Here is a 17237-nt window from a genome sequence, read left to right on the forward strand (position 1 = left end):
ACTGCTTACTTGACCAGCTTCAGGAACGACATCGGGTACGTGTAGAACTGGCCCTCGTTGGCCTTGATGCCGGCCAGGATGCCGAAGATCACGCCGACCGCGGTCGCGGCGAGCGCGATGAAGATCGGGATGATGAGGCAGCTGAGGATCCAGCAGACGATCGAGACGATCGAGATGCCGATCTGGAAGTTCAGCGCCTCGACCGCGTGCGCGCGGGTCGCGGGCGACTTCGGGCCCTGCACGAGCAGCGCGATCAGCGGGGCGACCCAGCCGCCGCCGCCCGCGCCGAGCAGCGCGCCGGCCGCGCCGCCGAAGTGGGCGACCAGGGCCCAGGTCTTGTCGTCGTTGTTGGCGAAACCGGCCGGCGCGACGTTGCCGACGACCGGCGGCGGGGTGTAGCCGCCGGGGGCGGACGGCGGGGGGGACGAGGGGGCCGACGGCGGCGCTGCCGGGGCCGGCGGCTCGTAGGAGGGTGCGGAAGGAACCGGCGGCTCGGAGGAGCCGGGCGGGGTGGGTTCACTCATGCCCGCCAGGCTAGGTCTGTGGATCAATCGGCGCCAGTCAACACCCGTGACCGATAGGCGACACTGTGCGAACCGAATGGACGAGTTTACCGGGCATCCACTTTGCCGATGGTTGCGACCACTGTCGGGATCGGTGCAGTGTCGACCCCGTCACCACGCCTATGCCGTCCGGGTGACGGCCCACGTAGACTGGCACTCGCTGACGACGAGTGCCAGCCGGGAGGTGCGTATGGGTCTGGATGACCGCAAGCTCGAAGTGCTGCGTGCCATCGTCGAGGACTACGTCGCGACGCAGGAGCCCGTCGGGAGCAAGGCACTGGTCGAACGGCACGCGCTGGGCGTGTCGTCGGCGACCGTGCGCAACGACATGGCCGTCCTCGAGGAGGAGGGCTACATCCGGCAGCCGCACACCTCGGCCGGCCGGGTGCCGACCGATCGCGGCTACCGCCTGTTCGTCGACCGGCTGTCGCGCGTCAAGCCGCTCTCCCCGGCGGAGCGCCGGGCGATCGAGCGCTTCCTGGTCGGCGCGGTCGACCTCGACGACGTCGTGCACCGCGCGGTGCGGCTGCTGGCGCAGCTGACCCGCCAGGTCGCCGTCGTGCAGTACCCGAGCCTGACCCGCTCCGCCGTACGCCACCTGGAGCTGGTCCCGGTCTCCACCACCCGGCTGCTGCTCGTCATGATCACCGACACCGGGCGGGTGGAGCAGCGGGTCGTCGAGATGCCCGGCCCGGTCGAGCCGGAAGAGATCACCGAGCTGCGCCGCACCCTCAACGCGACCCTGGTCGGCGTGAAGCTGGTGGACACCCCGCCGCTGGTGCAGGGCCTGGTGGAGCGGGCCGAGCCGCAGGCGAAGGCAACCATGAGCACGTTGGTCAGCGTCCTGCTGGAGACCCTCGTCGAGCGGCACGAGGAGCGCCTCGCGCTGGCCGGCACGTCGAACCTGGCCCGGATGGGCCCGCTGGACCTGACCACCGGCGCGCTGCGCCCCATCCTGGAGGCGCTCGAGGAGGAGGTCATCCTGCTCAAGCTCTTCGACGAGGTGAAGTCGGGCGCGGCCCGGGTGCGCATCGGCGACGAGAACGAGGTCGTCGACCTGCGGGCCACCTCGGTGGTCAGCACGGGCTACGGCCCGGGCGCGACCGTCGTGGGCGGGATGGGCATCGTCGGCCCGACCCGCATGGACTATCCCGGCACCATCGCCACCGTTCGCGCCGTCGCGCGTTACGTCGGCGAGATGCTGGGACATTGATTCCGAATTTCCTGTTGTTGCTGAACGAGGCTTGAGGACAGCGTGGCCAAGGACTACTACGGCATTCTCGGCGTTCCCAAGGACGCCGACGCCGACGACATCAAGCGGGCTTACCGCAAGCTGGCCCGTCAGTATCACCCGGACGTCAATCCGGACCCGGCCGCGTCGGAGAAGTTCAAGGACATCAACAACGCGTACGAGGTCCTCTCCGACGACCAGAAGCGCCGCATGGTCGACCTGGGCGGCGACCCGCTCGCGCCGGGCGGAGGCGGCGCGGGTCCGGGCGGTCCCGGCGGCGGCCCGTTCGTCGGCTTCCAGGACATCATGGACGCCTTCTTCGGCGGCAGCGGCTCGCGCGGCCCGCGCCCGCGCACCCGGCCCGGCGCCGACGCGATCCTGCGGCTGGACCTCGACCTGTTCGAGACCGCGTTCGGCGTCGAGGCGCCGATCACCGTGGACACCGCGGTGCTGTGCACCACCTGTTCCGGCGCCGGCACCGCCGCGGGTACCCACCCGCAGACCTGCGACACCTGCGGCGGGCGCGGCGAGGTGCAGTCGGTGCAGCGCACCTTCCTGGGCCAGGTCGTGTCGTCGCGTCCGTGCAACGCCTGCCAGGGTTTCGGCACCACGCTGCCGCACCCGTGCCCGACCTGTGCCGGCGACGGCCGCGTGCGCACCCGGCGCAGCCTGACCGTGAAGATCCCGGCCGGGGTCGAGGACGGCATGCGCATCCGGCTGGCCAACCAGGGCGAGGTCGGCCCCGGCGGCGGCCCGTCCGGCGACCTGTACGTGGAGATCCACGAGCGGGCTCACGACGTGTACGCGCGCAAGGGCGACGACCTGCACTGCAAGGTCACCGTCCCGATGACCGCCGCCGCACTGGGCACCCGCCTCACCATCAAGACCCTGGACTCCGAAGAGCAGGTCGAGGTCAAGCCCGGCACCCAGCCCAACTCGACCCTGCGCATCCGCGCCAAGGGCGTGCCGCACCTGCGCGGCGCCGGGCGCGGCGACCTCTTCGTCCACCTCGACGTCCGCACCCCCACCCGCCTCGACGGCGAGCAGGAGCGCATGCTCCGCGAATTCGCCCGCCTGCGCGGCGAGGAGGTCGCCGAACTCTCCAAACAGGGCGGCTTCTTCTCCCGGGTCCGCGACGCCTTCAACGGCCACTGAGGGTTTCTGTTTCCCGCGTTGATCATGAACTTATGGCACGGGTCGACGGCGTGTCGGTGCCATAAGTTCATGATCACCAGTGGAGGGTGTCTGCCGTGAGCGCGCCGCTGTTCCTTGTAGACGACCTGCCCTCGGGGCGCCGTTACACGCTCGGCGGGGCGGAGGGCCACCACGCCGCGACCGTGCAGCGGTTGCGGGTGGGCGAGGCGCTGCTGCTCGCCGACGGGCGGGGCGGCGTGGCGTCCGCGGTGGTCCAGGCCGTCGGCAAAGGCACGCTCGACGTCACGGTCAACGAGCTGCGGTACGCCCACGCGCCCGACCCGCGCCTGATCGTCGCCCAGGGCATCGCCAAAGGTGACCGGGGCGAGCTGGCCGTGCAGGCGATGACCGAGGTCGGCGTGGACGAGATCCTGCCCTGGGCCGCGGCCCGCAGCGTCGCCCAGTGGCGCGGCGACCGGGGCGCGAAGTCCCGCGAGAAGTGGGCCGCGGTGGCCCGCGAGGCCGCCAAGCAGGCCCGCCGCACCTGGCTGCCCGTCGTCGGCGGCGACCCCGACCTGTCCACGAAGCAGCTCACCCAGCGCCTCTCCGCCGCCTCTGCCGCGTTCGTGCTGCACGAGGAGGCGACCGAGCGGCTGTCCCAGGTCGAGCTGCCCGCCGTCGGGGAGATCGTGCTGGTCGTCGGGCCCGAGGGCGGCATCGACGACGCCGAACTGAAGGCGTTCACCGCGGCCGGCGCGGTCGCGGTGTGCCTGGGCGAGAACGTGCTGCGTACCTCGACCGCCGGCGTCGCCGCCCTCAGCGTCCTCGCCACCCGCCTGAACCGCTGGTGATCCACCCGCTTTCCGGATGAGAGATCGCTGTTTCATGCCGGAAGGTCAGGTCTCGGCACACCAAGTGACACGAAACGGCGATCTTCGTGCCGGGTCGGCGGCGAGACCTGTAGCCCGTCGGCGACTTTGCTCTGCACCCATTCCCTTGCTCTGCACCCATTCCCTTGCTCTGCACCCACCGGCGCAACGGCAGGTTCCGGTGCGACTCGAGCGTCAGGCGCAGCGCGCTCGCCGCGGGTCGCGACTCTGAAGGAGTTGCGGCCTCGCGCATGGGCTGAGGCCGCGAGTCGTCAAGAGTTGCGGCAAGGGCGGGGCGGGGTCAGCGCAGGTGGGAGGCGCCGTTGAGGTCGAGGACGGCGCCGGAGGCCCATTCGGCGGCGGGGTCGGCGAGCCAGAGGACGGCGGCGGCGATCTCCTCGGGGCGGGCGACCCGGCCGAACGGGCTCTGGGCGGCGTGCTCGGCCCCGCGGGGGACCTTGTAGGAGGCGTTGGTCTCGTCCTCGAGCACGTATCCGGGCGCGACGGTGGCGACGGCGATGCGGTACGGGGCCAGCGCGACCGCGAGGGACTGGCCCATCGCGTGCAGGCCCGCCTTGGCGGCGCCGTACGCGGGCTGGCCGGGCTCGCCGCGGTAGGCCCCGCGGGAGCCGACGTTGACGATCCGGGCGGGCGGCGAACCGGGTGGGCGGCCCAGCATGTGCCGGACCGCGCACCAGGTGACGTTCGCGGGGCCGGTCAGGTTCACCGCGAGCGTGCGCGCCCACAGCTCCTGCCACTCCTGGTAGGAGACCCCGGTGATCGGGTGCGGGTACGCCTGCCCGGCGTTGTTGACGAGCACGTCGAGCCCGCCCAGCGCCTCGGCGGCGGCGTCGACCATCCGGGCGACGGCGTCAGGGTCGGCCAGGTCCGCCTGTACGACCGCATGCCCTTCGCCGGGCAGTTCGGCCCGCAGCGACTCGGCGAGGTCGGCGGAGTCGCGGTGGTGGATCGCGACCCGGTCACCGCGGGCCGCGAACGCGGCGGCGACGGCCCGGCCGACGCCGCGCGACGCTCCGGTCACCAGCACCGCACGTGGCTTTGACATGAGGGTGAGCCTACGATCTGTCTCGTGACCGTTGCCGACTGCCTGTTCTGCCGCATCGTGGCGGGGGAGATCCCCGCGACGGTGGTCGCCGAGACGGAGCGCACCCTCGCGTTCCGTGACATCGCCCCGAAGGCCCCCACGCACGTGCTGGTGATCCCCAAGGAGCACTACGCGGACGTCGCGTCGCTGGCCACGGACGATCCGGCGCTGGCCGGCGAGGTGCTGGGCACCGTGGCCGACGTGGCCACCGCCGAGGGCCTGGCCGGCGAGGGTTTCCGCGTGATCTTCAATACCGGTGCGTCGGTGGGGCAGACCGTGTTCCACGCGCACGCCCACGTGCTCGGCGGTGTGGAGATGGACGGCGACCTCACCGGGTAGTCTCGCCGCCGTGGCTGACCTGAACCGCACTCTCGAACGCCTGGTCCGCGCCGTACAGGCCGAGGCCCGGGTGCCCGCCCTCAGCGTGGCGCTGCGCCGCGACGACCGTCCGTTGTGGACCTTCCAGGTGGGCGGGTCCGGCAATCCCGGCGCGCCCCTGGATGCCGACACCCCGTTCCGCATCGGGTCGATCACGAAGACCTTCACCGCGGTGCTGGTGCTGCAGTGCCGCGACGCGGGCCTGCTCGACCTCGACGACCCGATCGGCGGGCACCTCGACGTGCCCGCGCACGGCGAGCTGACGATCCGCCGGCTGCTGTCGCACACCGCGGGCCTGCAGCGCGAGCCGGTCGGCGACGTGTGGGACACCCTGTCTCCGCCGGACCTGCCCGGCCTGCTCGAGGACCTGGCCCGCACCGAGGCGATCCACCCCCCGGCACGCCGCTTCCACTACTCCAACCTGGGCTTCGCGCTGCTCGGCCACCTGGCCGCGCGGCGGCTCGGCGGCGACTGGTGGGACCTGGTCGACGACCGGATCTGCCGCCCGCTGGGGTTGCGCGACACCACGTACGGCGCACCGGCGCACGCCGCGACCGGTTATCTCGTCGACGAGTACTCCGACCATGCCCGGCCGGAGCCGCCGACCGACTTCGGCGCGGTCGGCCCGGCCGCGCAGCTGTGGAGCACCGCCGCCGACCAGGCCCGCTGGGCGGCGTTCCTGACCGACCCGGGCTCGGTGGACCCGGCCGGCACGGTGCTGGCGGCGGACACGCTGGCGGAGGCGCGCTGGCCGCTGACGCCGCGCAACGAGACGCTCTGGGGCTCCGGCGTCGGCCTGGGCCTGATGCTGTGGCCCCGCGAGGGCCGCGTGCTGCACGTGGGCCACAACGGCGCGATGCCCGGCTTCCTGGCCGCCGCCTGCGGCCGGCACGGCGGTCCGGGCAATCCCGGGGGTATGGCCGCAGCCGTGCTGGCCTCCTCGGGCACCGCCTCGGCGATCATCGACCTGCCGCACCGGCTGATCGAGGAGTCGCTGGCCGCCGACCCGGTCGACGTCGCGCCGTGGACCCCGGCCGAGCCCGCCCCCGAGCACCTGCGCAGCGTGCTGGGCCGCTGGTGGGGCGAGGGCTACGAGTACGTGTTCCGCTGGGCCGACGGCGTACTGACCGGCCGCGGCGCGGACGACCCGGTCGACGCGCCCCCGGCGGTCTTCGGGGCGCTGCCCGGCGAGCCGGACGTGCTGCGTACCGTCTCGGGCCGGGAGGTGGGCGAGCGGCTGCGGCTGACCCGCGACACGTCCGGCGAAGTGGTCCGGATGCACTGGGCGACCTACCGCTTCACCCGCCGCCAGGAGACCTTCGACGGGGTTTGGGTCAGCCGTCCCTGAGGTATGCCCCGCATGCCGAACCCACCACGCCGTCTTAACCACTGGCGGCGATGGTGGGATCGGTGACTACGATAGGACCAGCGGGCGGCGACCTGAGCCGGTCCGGTGAGCACAGAGAGCGGGTGCGGAAGGCCGTCGGCCACCTTATGAGCGTTGGTTCCTCTCCGAACGCGGTGCAGACGAAGATCACCGTGTCTGACCCGAGTGTCATGGTCCAGTTGCTGGGCACCGGCGACCGCGTGCTCAAACTCATCGAGAAGGCCCTGTCCAGCGACATCCTGGTCCGGGGCAACGAGATCACCATCACCGGCCCGGCGGCCGAGAACGCGCTTGCCGAGCGCGTCTTCGGTGAGCTGCTGGAACTTATCGAGAAGGGCGAGACGCTGACCGAGGACGCCGTCCGACGCACCGTCGGCATGCTGACCGATGAGGGCACCACCGAACGCCCGGCCGAGGTGCTCACCCTCAACATCCTCTCCCGCCGCGGGCGCACCATCCGCCCCAAGACCCTCGGCCAGAAGAAGTACGTGGACGCGATCGACGCGAACACGATCGTCTTCGGCATCGGGCCCGCCGGCACCGGTAAGACCTACCTGGCCATGGCCAAGGCGGTCCAGGCGCTGCAGGCCAAGGAGGTCACCCGGATCGTCCTGACCCGGCCCGCGGTCGAGGCGGGCGAGCGGCTGGGCTTCCTGCCCGGCACGCTCAACGAGAAGATCGACCCGTACCTGCGCCCGCTCTACGACGCGTTGCACGACATGATGGACCCCGAGTCGATCCCGCGCCTGATGACGCAGGGCACGATCGAGGTGGCTCCGCTGGCGTACATGCGCGGCCGCACCCTCAACGACGCCTTCATCATCCTGGACGAGGCCCAGAACACCACGCCCGAGCAGATGAAGATGTTCCTGACCCGGCTCGGCTTCAACTCCAAGGTCGTCGTCACCGGTGACGTCACGCAGGTCGACCTGCCCGGTGACCAGCGCAGCGGCCTGCGGGTCGTGCAGGAGATCCTGGACGGTCTGGACGACGTGCACTTCTCCCGGCTCACCAGCGCCGACGTCGTGCGGCACCGGCTGGTCGGGGAGATCGTCGACGCATACGAAAAGTGGGACGAGAACCAGCAGCGCGAGTCGCTGCCGGCGAACGTTCACCCCGTGCCGCGGCGCGGTGCGGGGCGACGCCGCTGACGACTAGGGAATCAGAGTGTCTATCGAGATCGCCAACGAGTCCGGGTTCGACGTCGACGCTGACAACATCGTCGCCGTCGCCCGGCACGCCCTGGTCCAGATGGGGGTCAACCCGCTCGCCGAGCTGTCGGTGCTGCTGGTCGACTCCGACTACATGGCGGAGCTGAACCACCGCTGGATGGACAAGGACGGCCCCACGGACGTGCTGGCCTTCCCGATGGACGAGGACACCATCGACCACGGCCCGTCGGAGTCCTCCGGCGGGCAGCCGTCGCTGCTCGGCGACATCGTGCTGTGCCCGGAGGTGGCGGCGTCGCAGGCGGCGCGGTACGGCTCCGCGGATCCCCGCATGCGCACCGGTGATAGCGTGCCGGAGGCGCCCGCCCCCGGGCTGCACGGCGACTACAGCACCGCGGACGAGCTGAGCATGCTCACCATCCACGGCGTGCTGCATCTGCTCGGCTACGACCACGCCGAGCCGGAGGAGGAGCGGGAGATGTTCGCCCTGCAGGGCAAACTCCTGGACAGCTGGCAGGCTCGAACAGCGGGCGGGGCGAGCGGATCATGAATCCTGCCCATACCGACCCGGCTCCGCTGACGGCTCGTCCCGGCGGGGCAGTGCGGTGACCGAGCTGGGCAGCCTGCCCGACGTGCCGCTGCTGTGGTCGGCGGCCGGTCTGGTGGTGCTGGCGGGGCTGTTCGCGATGACCGAATCGGCCCTCGCCGTGATCTCTCCCGCCCGCGCGGCGGAGCTGAACCGCGAAGGGCTGCGGGGCGCGGCGGCGCTGCAGGCGGTGGCGGCCGACGCGGTGCGCCACATCAACCTGCTCCTGCTGTTGCGGCTGCTGTGCGAGCTGACCGCCACCACGCTGGTGGCCCTGGTCGCCGTCGACACGTTCGGACCCGGCTGGACGGCCGCGCTGGTCACCGCCGGTGCGATGAGCGTGATCAGCTTCGTGGTGGTGGGCGTGGCCCCGCGCACCATCGGCCGCCAGCACGCGTACGAGGTGGGTCGGTACACCGCCCCCGTGCTGCGCTGGCTGGGCCGGGTGCTCGGCCCGCTGGCCAGCCTGCTGATCATCATCGGTAACGCGGTCACCCCCGGCAAGGGCTTCCGCGAGGGGCCGTTCGCCAGCACCCAGGTCGAGCTGCGCGAGCTGGTCGACCTCGCCGAGCAGCGCGGCGTCGTCGAGCACGGCGAGCGCGAGATGATCCACTCCGTGTTCGCGCTGGGCGACACCATCGCCCGCGAGGTCATGGTGCCCCGCACCGAGATGGTGTGGGTCGAATCGAGCAAGACCGCCGAGCAGGCGCTCGCGCTGGCCCTGCGCTCGGGCTTCTCCCGGGTGCCGGTCATCGGCGAGTCCGTCGACGACGTGCTGGGCGTGGTCTACCTCAAGGACATGGCCCGCCAGGTGCAGGAGGGCGGCGCCGAGACGCCGGTCGAGCACCTGATGCGGGTGGCGGCGTTCGTGCCGGAGTTCAAGCCCGTCGACGACCTGCTGTCGGAGATGCAGGCGGCCCGCACCCACCTCGCCATCGTCATCGACGAGTACGGCGGCACCGCCGGCCTGATCACCATCGAGGACATCCTCGAGGAGATCGTCGGCGAGATCACCGACGAGTACGACGTCGAGCGTCCCCCGGTCGAGCGGCTGGCGGACGGCGCGGTGCGGGTGACCGGGCGGCTGCCGATCGAGGACCTCGGCGAGCTGTTCGACGTCGAGCTGCCCGCCGACGAGGTGGAGACCGTCGCCGGGCTGCTCGCCCAGGCGCTGGGCAGGGTGCCGATCCCCGGCGCGCGGGTGTCCGTGGGCGGGCTGACCCTGGTCGCCGAGGGCACCACCGGCCGGCGTAACCACATCGACACGGTGCTGGTGAAGCGGGAGGAGCCCGCCGACCAGACCACCTCCTCCGAAAGGCACATGGCAGATGTCTGACGTCACCCTCGAATCCGTCTCGGCCGAGGACCGCAAGCTGCTCACCATGGCCCGCTCGGCCCGCGCCCGGATCGGCGCGATCGAGGGCGCGGCGGTGCGCGACGGCGACGGGCGCACGTACACCGGGGTCAGCATCAGCCTGCCGTCGTTCTCGGTGTCGGCGCTGCGGCTCGCGGTGGCCTCGGCGGTCGCCGCGGGTGCGAGCTCGCTGGAGGCGGCACTGGTGGTTACCGAGGCGTCGATGGTCGACGGGCAGGACCTGGCCGCCGTACGCGACGTGACCACCGGCATCCCGGTCTACCTGGCGACTCCCGACGGCAGCATCGCCGCGGCCGGCACGGCCTGATTCCGCGCCTGGTCACCGCCTCGCAGAGTTAAGAAGGGCACCTTCTACAACGCATAGCGTTGTGAAGGTGCCCTTCCTTCGCCTCAGACGGGGCCGAGGTGGGTGAGGTGGCGGTCGACGACGGTTTTGACGGTCTCCGCCGGATCCGTGTCCCAGATGGTCTGGTTGAAGATCTCGACCTCGACGTGGCCGGTGTAGCCGGCGCGCAGGACCGCGTCCGTGATCGGGGCGAAGTCGATGTGGCCGTCGCCGACGTGGCCGCGGCCGAGCAGCATGTCGGCGGGCAGCGGAACGACCCAGTCGCAGACCTGGTAGGCCGAGATGCGGCCCTCGGCGCGAGTGATCTGGGTGAACAGCTGCGGGTCCCACCACACGTGGTAGGTGTCGACCACGACGCCGACCTCGTGCGGGGCGAACGGCTCGGCCAGGTGCAGGGCCTGCCCGAGGGTGGAGACCACCGCACGATCGGCGCAGAACATCGGGTGCAGCGGCTCGATCGCCAGGCGTACGCCGTGGCTGCTCGCGTACGGCACCAGCTGCTCCAGGGCACGGGCCACGTTGGCGCGGGCCGCGGGCAGGTCCTTGGAACCCTCGGCCAGCCCGCCGACGACCAGCACCAGCTCGCCCGTGCCGAGCTCGGCCGCCTCCTCGATGGCGCGGCGGTTGTCCTCCAGCGCCTCGGCCGAGCCTGTCGTGACGAAGCCGCCCCGGCACAGGCTGGTGACGGTCAGCTCGTACTGGTCGAGCAGCCGCTTGGCGGCCTTCGCCCCGCCCGCCGCCTCGACCACGTCCCGCCACGGGCCGATGCCGGTGATGCCGTGCTCGGCACACAGCCGCGCAGCCTGCGCCAGCGTCGCCTTCTTGACGGTGGCGGTGTTCAGCGACAGCCTCATGCCGAGCCGTCCAGGAACTTCGCGAGCCGGTCCGCGGCCAGGTCGGGGTCGTCGAGCACGCCCGCCTCCCCGGCGAGGCGGTGCAGCTCCAGCAGGTGGTCGCGGGAGCGTGACTGCTCCTGCCCGCCCACCATGACGAACTGCTCCTGGTGGCCGTTGAGCCAGGCCAGGAACACGATGCCGGTCTTGTAGTGATAGGTCGGCGTGCCGAAGATGTGCTTGGCCAGCGGCACGGTCGGGTCGAGGATCGCGCGGAACCCGGCGGTGTCACCCGCGTCGAGCAGCTCCAGCGCCTTCGCGGCGGGGACCGCGATGGCGTCGAAGATGCCCAGCAGCGCGTCCGAGTAGCCGACCTCGTCGCCCGCGATGAGCTGCGGGTAGTTGAAGTCGTCGCCGGTGTAGAGGCGTACGCCGTCGGGCAGCCGCCGCCGGATCGCGACCTCGCGGGCCTCGTCCAGCAGCGAAACCTTGATGCCGTCGATCTTCGACGCGTTGGCGTGGATCAGCTCCAGCGCGCTCTCGGTCGCCGCGTCCAGGTCGGCCGCACCCCAGTAGCCCGCCAGCGCCGGGTCGAACATGTCGCCCAGCCAGTGCAGGATCACCGGCTGCTCGGCCTGCGCCAGCAGCTTGCCGTAGACGGCGTGGTAGTCGGCCGGACCGGTGGCGGCCGCGGCCAGCGCCCGCGACGCCATCAGGATGACCTTCGCACCGGCCTGCTGCACGACCTCGAGTTGCTCGGCGTACGCCGCCTCGATGCCGGCCAGGCTGTGCGCGCCCGGGGCGAGCTGGTCGGTGCCCGCGCCGCAGGCCAGCCGCCCGCCGACGGACTTGGCCTCGGCACCGCTGCGCCGGATCAGCTCCGTGGTGGCGGCCCAGTCCAGGCCCATGCCGCGCTGCGCGGTGTCCATCGCGTCGGCGATGCCCAGGCCCAGCGACCACAGGTGGTGCCGGAACGCCATGGTGGCGTCCCAGTCGACGACCGCCGGGCGGCCCGGCCCGTTGTCGGCGGCCGGATCGGCGACGACGTGCGCCGCCGCGTAGAAGACCCGGCTGCGTGCGCCGCTCACAGGTCACCCACCAGGATCTTGCGGCCCTCGCGGGCGGACTGCAGGCCCAGCTCGGCCAGCTGCACGCCGCGGGCGCCCGCGTAGAGGTCGTGCCCGTACGGCGCGTCGGCGACCACGTACGCCAGGAACTCCTCCCACTGCCGCTTGAAGCCGTTGTCGTAGGTGTCGTTCTCCGGCAGCTCGCTCCACTGGTCGCGGAAGTCGTGGCTGACCGGCAGGTCCGGGTTCCACACCGGCTTCGGGGTGGTGGCGCGGTGCTGGATGCGGCAGTTGCGCAGGCCGGCCACGGCGCTGCCCTCGGTGCCGTCGACGTGGAAGGTCACCAGCTCGGTGCGGTCGACCCGGGTGGTCCAGGAGCTGTTGACCGAGGCGACGATGCCGCCCTCCAGCTCCAGCACGGCGTACGCGGCGTCGTCGGCGGTGGCCGGGTAGGCGTTGCCCTGCTCGTCCCAGCGCTGCGGGATGTGCGTGGCCATCTGCGCGTAGACCGAGCGCACCGGGGCGATCACGTGGTCGAGCACGTAACGCCAGTGCGGGAACATGTCGAGGATGATGCCGCCGCCGTCCTCGGACCGGTAGTTCCAGCTCGGACGCTGCGCGGTCTGCCAGTCGCCCTCGAACACCCAGTAGCCGAACTCGACCCGCACCGACAGGATGCGGCCGAAGAAGCCCGACTCGACCAGGCGGCGCAGCTTCAGCAGGCCGGGCAGGTAGAGCTTGTCGGCCACCACACCGTGCTTGATGCCCGCGGCCTGGGCCTCGTCGGCCAGCGCGACGGCGTCGGCCAGCGACTCGGCGGTCGGCTTCTCGGTGTAGATGTGCTTGCCCGCGGCGATGGCCTGGCGCAGCGCGGCGACGCGGGCGGTGGTCACCTGCGCGTCGAAGTAGATCTCGTTGCTCTCGTCGGCCAGGGCCGCGGCCAGGTCGGTGGTGTAGCGGGTGAGCCCGTGCAGCTCGGCGAGCTGCTCGAGCTTCGCGGCGTTGCGGCCGACGAGCACCGGCTCCGGCCACACCACGGTGCCGTCGGCGAGGGTGAGGCCGCCCTGCTCCCGAATGGCGAGAATGGACCGCACCAGGTGCTGGCGGTAACCCATCCGGCCGGTGACACCGTTCATGACGATGCCGACAGTTCTGCGGTCCATGCTCGTACCTCTCGGTCTGGCAGGTCGTGACGCGGGCACGACCTGTCGGGATCGGGGGAGGCCGCCGCTCGGTGAGAGCCACGGCGAAGGGTGGGGGTGGAAAGCGCTTTCCGCCTGCGAGGCGGTACCCTACGCCCATGCCTCGAACCTCGTCAACCAGAGCGCCCGGTGGCGCCGTCACGCTGCAGCAGGTCGCCACGGTGGCCGGTGTCTCGCTGGCCACCGCGTCCCGCGTGCTGCACGGCAGCGGGGGGCGCAAGGTGGCCGAGGCACTGGCCGAGCGGGTGACCGCCGCCGCGGCCGAGCTGCGCTACGTGGCGCACGCTCCGGCGCAGTCGCTGGCCCGCTCCCGCAGCACCGTCGTGGGGGTGCTGGTGCACGACATCGCCGACCCCTACTTCGCCGCCATCGCGGCCGGCGCGATGGACGTGGCCCGCGAGTACGACCTGATGGTGCTGGTCGCCAACACCTTCCGCGACCCCGGACTGGAGCGCGACTACCTGGCCCGGCTGCGCGCGCAGCGGGCCCGCGCGGTGCTGCTGGCGGGCTCGGCGTTCGTGGGCGAGCCGTTCGCCGAGGAAGTGGCGGCGTTCGCCGAGTCGGGCGGGCGGGTCGCGGCGATCGGCGCGCACGGCACCGGCATCGACACCGTCGAACCCGACCAGTACGGCGGCGGCCGCCTCATCGCCGAGCACCTGGTGGGACTGGGCCACCGCGAGATCGGGGTGATCACCGGACCGGCCGGTCTGGCCACGGTCGCGCAGCGGCTGGCGGGTTTCACCTCCGTGGTGGCCGCACCCCGGCTGGGCCATGCCGACTTCACCCGCGAGGGTGGCCGCGCGGCGACCCACGAGCTGCTGGGCCGCCACCCCGAGCTGACCGCGATCTTCGCACTGAACGACCTGATGGCGGCCGGAGCGCTGGCCGCGCTGCGCGAGCTGGGCCGACCGGTGCCGGAGCAGCTCTCCGTGGCGGGCTTCGACGACCTGCCCGTCGCGACCGACGTCACCCCCGCGCTGACCACGGTGCGCCTGCAGTTGGCCGACATCGGGGCGCGGGCCATGCGCCTGCTGCTCGACGACGAGCCGGTCGGCCGTCTCGTGCCGGCCCCGGCCGAGCTGGTGGTACGCGACAGCACCGGGCAGGCCAGCACGCTGCACTGATCTCCCAATTTTCCCAAATAATATGATTAGTCCGGTTTGAGACGAATAACCATGGGTAGTCCCTGGGCTGCGTCGAGCTCAGTGGAGGTATGCATGCGACGTCTCAACTTCCGACTCATCCGGCCGGGAAACCGGCCACTCGCCGCCTGCGGGATGGCAGTGCTGACCTTCGGGATGGCGCTGGTGTTCGCGGGGACCGACTTCGGCGGGCGGCCCGCGAAAGCGTGGGCGAACGCGCCCGTCGACATCCTGCCGGCGAGCCTCGGCTTCACCGCCGCGGCGTTCGAGAACCACGTCTGTGATCCGGCCTTCGGTGGCGGACCGCTGTCGGATCAGGACGTATGGGTCTTCAAGCTGCCCGGCGACCACGCCAAGACGGGCGACTTCGTCAGCGTCACCGCCACGTTCACCGCCGCCGACGGCACCGAGACGACCGCGGTCGTCCCCGCCGAGGGCGGCGGCGTCGTGCTGCGGGCGAACACGAGCAAGGCCTGGGTGGCCCTGCCGCAGGGCTGGACCCTCACCGGGGCCAAGGCCGAGATCACCGGCACCGCGCCGCTGTTCGTGCTGGCCCGCACCTGCCCGGCAGAGGGCTCGGTCGTGCCGCCGGTCGCACCGGAACCGGACCCGTCGGCCAGCGCCGACCCGCACCCGTCGCACTCCGCGAACCCGGACCCGTCGGACACCCCGAACCCGGACCCGTCGGACACCGCGAACCCGGACCCGTCGGCTTCCGCGGTGCTCCTGCCGTCGGGTGCACCCGAACCCTCGGTTGCGCCGTCGGTGGCACCCGAGCCCTCGGTTGCGCCGTCGGTGGTACCCGAACCCTCGGTTGCGCCGTCGGTGGCACCCGAGCCCTCGGTCGCGCCGTCGGTGGCACCCGAGCCCTCGGTCGCGCCGTCGGTGGCACCCGAGCCCTCGGCGCCGCCGTCCGGTCGGGCGAGGCCCGCGCACGCCAACTCGTCGCTGGAACTGTCCCCGCCGCCCTCGGCGGAGCCGGTGGAGCCGCCGGTCGTGGACCCGTCAGCGCCGCCGTCCGACCCCATCGTGGACCCGTCGGCACCACCGTCCGACCCGATCGTGGATCCGTCTGCGCCGCCGTCCGACCCGATCGTGGATCCGTCGGCACCGCCGGTGGATCCGATCGTGGATCCGTCTGCGCCGCCGTCCGACCCGATCGTGGATCCGTCGGCACCGCCGGTGGATCCGATCGTGGATCCGTCTGCGCCGCCGTCCGACCCGATCGTGGATCCGTCCGCTCCGCCCGTCGACCCGATCGTCGACCCGTCGGCCGCGCCGGAGCCGTCTGATCCGCCGGTGACCCCGGGGCACCGGCCGCGTCCGGCCGAGCCCGGCCCGCACGTGGCGACCGCCCTCATCGGTCTCTGGGACGACCTGGTCAACTGGCTCCGCTGAGGCCTTGCGGCCTGAAGCCCGAAGCCCGAGGCGGCGGGCGATGAGGCACTGAGGCTCGAGGTCCCGTTTCCGCCGACCCACGCGGCGGAGACGGGACCTCGTCCTGTGTGGTGGTGCCGGTCCGGGGCGGCTCAGGCGGGCGCGGCGACCGGCGGGTACGGGAACAGGCCGATGCGGGCGTGGTACTCGCGGGCCAGTTCGTCGGTGTCGGAGCCGACCAGCAGGCCCTGCGGGCAGGTCACGAAGGCGCGTACGCCCTGGCCGCGGCTGCGGGTGGGGTTCCAGTCCAGGGCCCGGCCGGTCACCGGGTCGAGCGCGGCGATGCCGGGCCGGTCGACCGCGCCGGGGCCTTTCGTCTTCTGCCCGTACGTGTTGTCCTGCCAGAGCTGGTGCCCGCCGACGTAGACTGCCGGACCGGTGGCGGCCACGGCGTACAGGGAGTGGCCGCCGGTGTGGTTGATCCAGGTGGGATGGTGCTCGCCGGATCCGGCGGTCTCGAACCGCGCCGCGGCGGTGCAGGGCAGGTCCGGTCCGGAATCGTGGCCGGTGGTGACCACCACGAAGTAGGAGCCGTCGGGCGAGTGGTCGATGCCGCGTACGTAGCTGTCGAAGCGGGCGTCGCAGCGGTCGACGCCGTAGAAGCCGGTGGACCAGTCGTTCACCACGGCCTGCGGGCCGGTCACGTCGAGGCTGACCAGCTGCTGGCGGTCCAGGCCCTGGGCCCGGGTGAAGTTTCCGATCACGACGAGCCGGGTGCCGTCGGGGGACAGGCTCATCGCCTCGGCGCGGGGGTAGTTCTCGACCGCGTCGGAGAGCTCGGCGTCGAAGGCCTCGTCGAGCCGGCCGGACAGCGCGTCGACCCGGGCCAGCCCGGCGCGCGGCACGCCGCTGACGGAGCGGTAGTAGCCGCCGACGTAGAGCGCGCCGCCCGACACCGCCAGGGTGCGTACGTCACCGTCGACCGGCGCATAGAAGCCGCGGTGCAGCCAGCCGGTGGCCGGGTCGAGGCGGGCCAGCGAGCGGCGGCTCCGGCCATTGACCTTGGTGAAGTCGCCGCCCACCAGGAGGCTGCCGTCGGGGCCTTCGGCGAGCGCGTACACGGGCCCGTCCAGCTCCGGCGCGAAATCGGTGATCTGGCCGTCGGACAGGCGGAACGCCATCAGGTGGCGGCGGGTCACCGGGGCCCGGCGGCGCGCGTCGGTGGTGGCGCTGAAGTCACCGCCCACCACGACCGTGTCGCCGATCAGGGCCATGGCCCAGACCTGCCCGTCGGTGACGTGCGGGGTCCAGTCCACCGGGTCGGCGGAGACGACCCGGGGCACCGGCGGCCCCGCTCCCGCATCGGCGCCGGCCACCGCGGGTGCGGGGCCGCCGAGCAGGACGGAAGAGATGACAAGCGACACGCCGAGCAGAGAACGCATGTCTCTATGATCGGTGTGATATGGCGCTAAT

At 72.2% G+C, this 17237-nt stretch carries 17 protein-coding genes; 11 read left to right on the forward strand and 6 right to left on the reverse strand.

Annotated features, from left to right (window positions below; genetic code table 11):
- Positions 1–5 precede the first annotated feature (5 nt).
- Positions 6–524 (reverse strand): DUF4870 domain-containing protein, encoded by a 519-nt coding sequence (locus FLL47_RS05940; RefSeq protein ID WP_144119424.1) that lies wholly within the window; start codon positions 522–524, stop codon positions 6–8.
- Between the two features lie 229 nt (positions 525–753).
- Here FLL47_RS05940 and hrcA point away from each other — a divergent pair, with 229 nt between their 5' ends.
- From hrcA to FLL47_RS05955, 3 genes are all read left to right on the forward strand, one after another.
- Positions 754–1776, forward strand: a complete 1023-nt coding sequence (hrcA, locus tag FLL47_RS05945; RefSeq protein WP_144119425.1) for a heat-inducible transcriptional repressor HrcA — start codon at positions 754–756, stop codon at positions 1774–1776.
- A 42-nt stretch (positions 1777–1818) separates the two neighbouring features.
- A complete protein-coding gene (dnaJ, locus tag FLL47_RS05950) occupies positions 1819–2949 on the forward strand; it encodes a molecular chaperone DnaJ (protein WP_144119426.1) in 1131 nt (376 codons plus the stop codon).
- 95 nt (positions 2950–3044) lie between these two features.
- Positions 3045–3779 carry a 16S rRNA (uracil(1498)-N(3))-methyltransferase gene (locus FLL47_RS05955; RefSeq protein WP_144119427.1) on the forward strand — a complete coding sequence of 245 codons (735 nt, stop codon included), beginning with the start codon at positions 3045–3047 and terminating at the stop codon, positions 3777–3779.
- A 319-nt stretch (positions 3780–4098) separates the two neighbouring features.
- Here the strand turns inward: FLL47_RS05955 and FLL47_RS05960 are convergent, their stop codons facing one another.
- On the reverse strand, positions 4099–4863 hold the full coding sequence (locus tag FLL47_RS05960; RefSeq protein ID WP_144119428.1) for an SDR family NAD(P)-dependent oxidoreductase: 765 nt from the start codon (positions 4861–4863) through the stop codon (positions 4099–4101).
- 24 nt (positions 4864–4887) lie between these two features.
- On the opposite strand from FLL47_RS05960, the gene FLL47_RS05965 reads away from it, so the two are divergent.
- From FLL47_RS05965 to FLL47_RS05990, 6 genes are all read left to right on the forward strand, one after another.
- Positions 4888–5241 carry a histidine triad nucleotide-binding protein gene (locus tag FLL47_RS05965; RefSeq protein ID WP_144119429.1) on the forward strand — a complete coding sequence of 118 codons (354 nt, stop codon included), beginning with the start codon at positions 4888–4890 and terminating at the stop codon, positions 5239–5241.
- A gap of 10 nt (positions 5242–5251) precedes the next feature.
- A complete protein-coding gene (locus tag FLL47_RS05970) occupies positions 5252–6628 on the forward strand; it encodes a serine hydrolase domain-containing protein (RefSeq protein ID WP_144119430.1) in 1377 nt (458 codons plus the stop codon).
- 146 nt (positions 6629–6774) lie between these two features.
- Positions 6775–7818: a PhoH family protein gene (locus FLL47_RS05975; protein WP_144119431.1), complete on the forward strand. Its 1044-nt coding sequence runs from the start codon at positions 6775–6777 to the stop codon at positions 7816–7818.
- Positions 7819–7834: 16 nt separating this feature from the next.
- Entirely contained in the window at positions 7835–8386 is a 552-nt protein-coding gene (gene ybeY, locus FLL47_RS05980; RefSeq protein WP_144119432.1) for an rRNA maturation RNase YbeY, read from the forward strand.
- A 55-nt stretch (positions 8387–8441) separates the two neighbouring features.
- Entirely contained in the window at positions 8442–9758 is a 1317-nt protein-coding gene (locus FLL47_RS05985; protein WP_144119433.1) for a CNNM domain-containing protein, read from the forward strand.
- Positions 9751–10104 (forward strand): cytidine deaminase, encoded by a 354-nt coding sequence (locus tag FLL47_RS05990; protein ID WP_144119434.1) that lies wholly within the window; start codon positions 9751–9753, stop codon positions 10102–10104. Before FLL47_RS05985 ends, FLL47_RS05990 begins: the two co-directional genes overlap by 8 nt.
- Positions 10105–10187: 83 nt before the next feature.
- Here the strand turns inward: FLL47_RS05990 and FLL47_RS05995 are convergent, their stop codons facing one another.
- Genes FLL47_RS05995 through FLL47_RS06005 form a run of 3 tightly spaced genes read right to left on the reverse strand, consistent with a single transcriptional unit; the run spans position 10188 to position 13206 of the window.
- Complete coding sequence (locus tag FLL47_RS05995; protein WP_144119435.1) at positions 10188–10997, reverse strand: sugar phosphate isomerase/epimerase family protein; 810 nt, start codon at positions 10995–10997, stop codon at positions 10188–10190.
- On the reverse strand, positions 10994–12064 hold the full coding sequence (locus tag FLL47_RS06000; protein WP_144119436.1) for a dihydrodipicolinate synthase family protein: 1071 nt from the start codon (positions 12062–12064) through the stop codon (positions 10994–10996). Before FLL47_RS06000 ends, FLL47_RS05995 begins: the two co-directional genes overlap by 4 nt.
- On the reverse strand, positions 12061–13206 hold the full coding sequence (locus FLL47_RS06005) for a Gfo/Idh/MocA family protein (protein WP_144119437.1): 1146 nt from the start codon (positions 13204–13206) through the stop codon (positions 12061–12063). Before FLL47_RS06005 ends, FLL47_RS06000 begins: the two co-directional genes overlap by 4 nt.
- Before the next feature lie 137 nt (positions 13207–13343).
- Between FLL47_RS06005 and FLL47_RS06010 the strand changes: the two genes are divergently transcribed.
- Both FLL47_RS06010 and FLL47_RS06015 read left to right on the forward strand, forming a co-directional pair.
- A complete protein-coding gene (locus FLL47_RS06010; RefSeq protein ID WP_144119438.1) occupies positions 13344–14369 on the forward strand; it encodes a LacI family DNA-binding transcriptional regulator in 1026 nt (341 codons plus the stop codon).
- A gap of 93 nt (positions 14370–14462) precedes the next feature.
- Complete coding sequence (locus FLL47_RS06015) at positions 14463–15785, forward strand: hypothetical protein (RefSeq protein ID WP_144119439.1); 1323 nt, start codon at positions 14463–14465, stop codon at positions 15783–15785.
- Positions 15786–15916: 131 nt separating this feature from the next.
- Here the strand turns inward: FLL47_RS06015 and FLL47_RS06020 are convergent, their stop codons facing one another.
- Positions 15917–17206: a delta-60 repeat domain-containing protein gene (locus FLL47_RS06020; RefSeq protein WP_144119440.1), complete on the reverse strand. Its 1290-nt coding sequence runs from the start codon at positions 17204–17206 to the stop codon at positions 15917–15919.
- Positions 17207–17237 lie beyond the last annotated feature (31 nt).

Source organism: Catellatospora sichuanensis, from assembly GCF_007483665.1.
Classification (GTDB): domain Bacteria; phylum Actinomycetota; class Actinomycetes; order Mycobacteriales; family Micromonosporaceae; genus Catellatospora; species Catellatospora sichuanensis.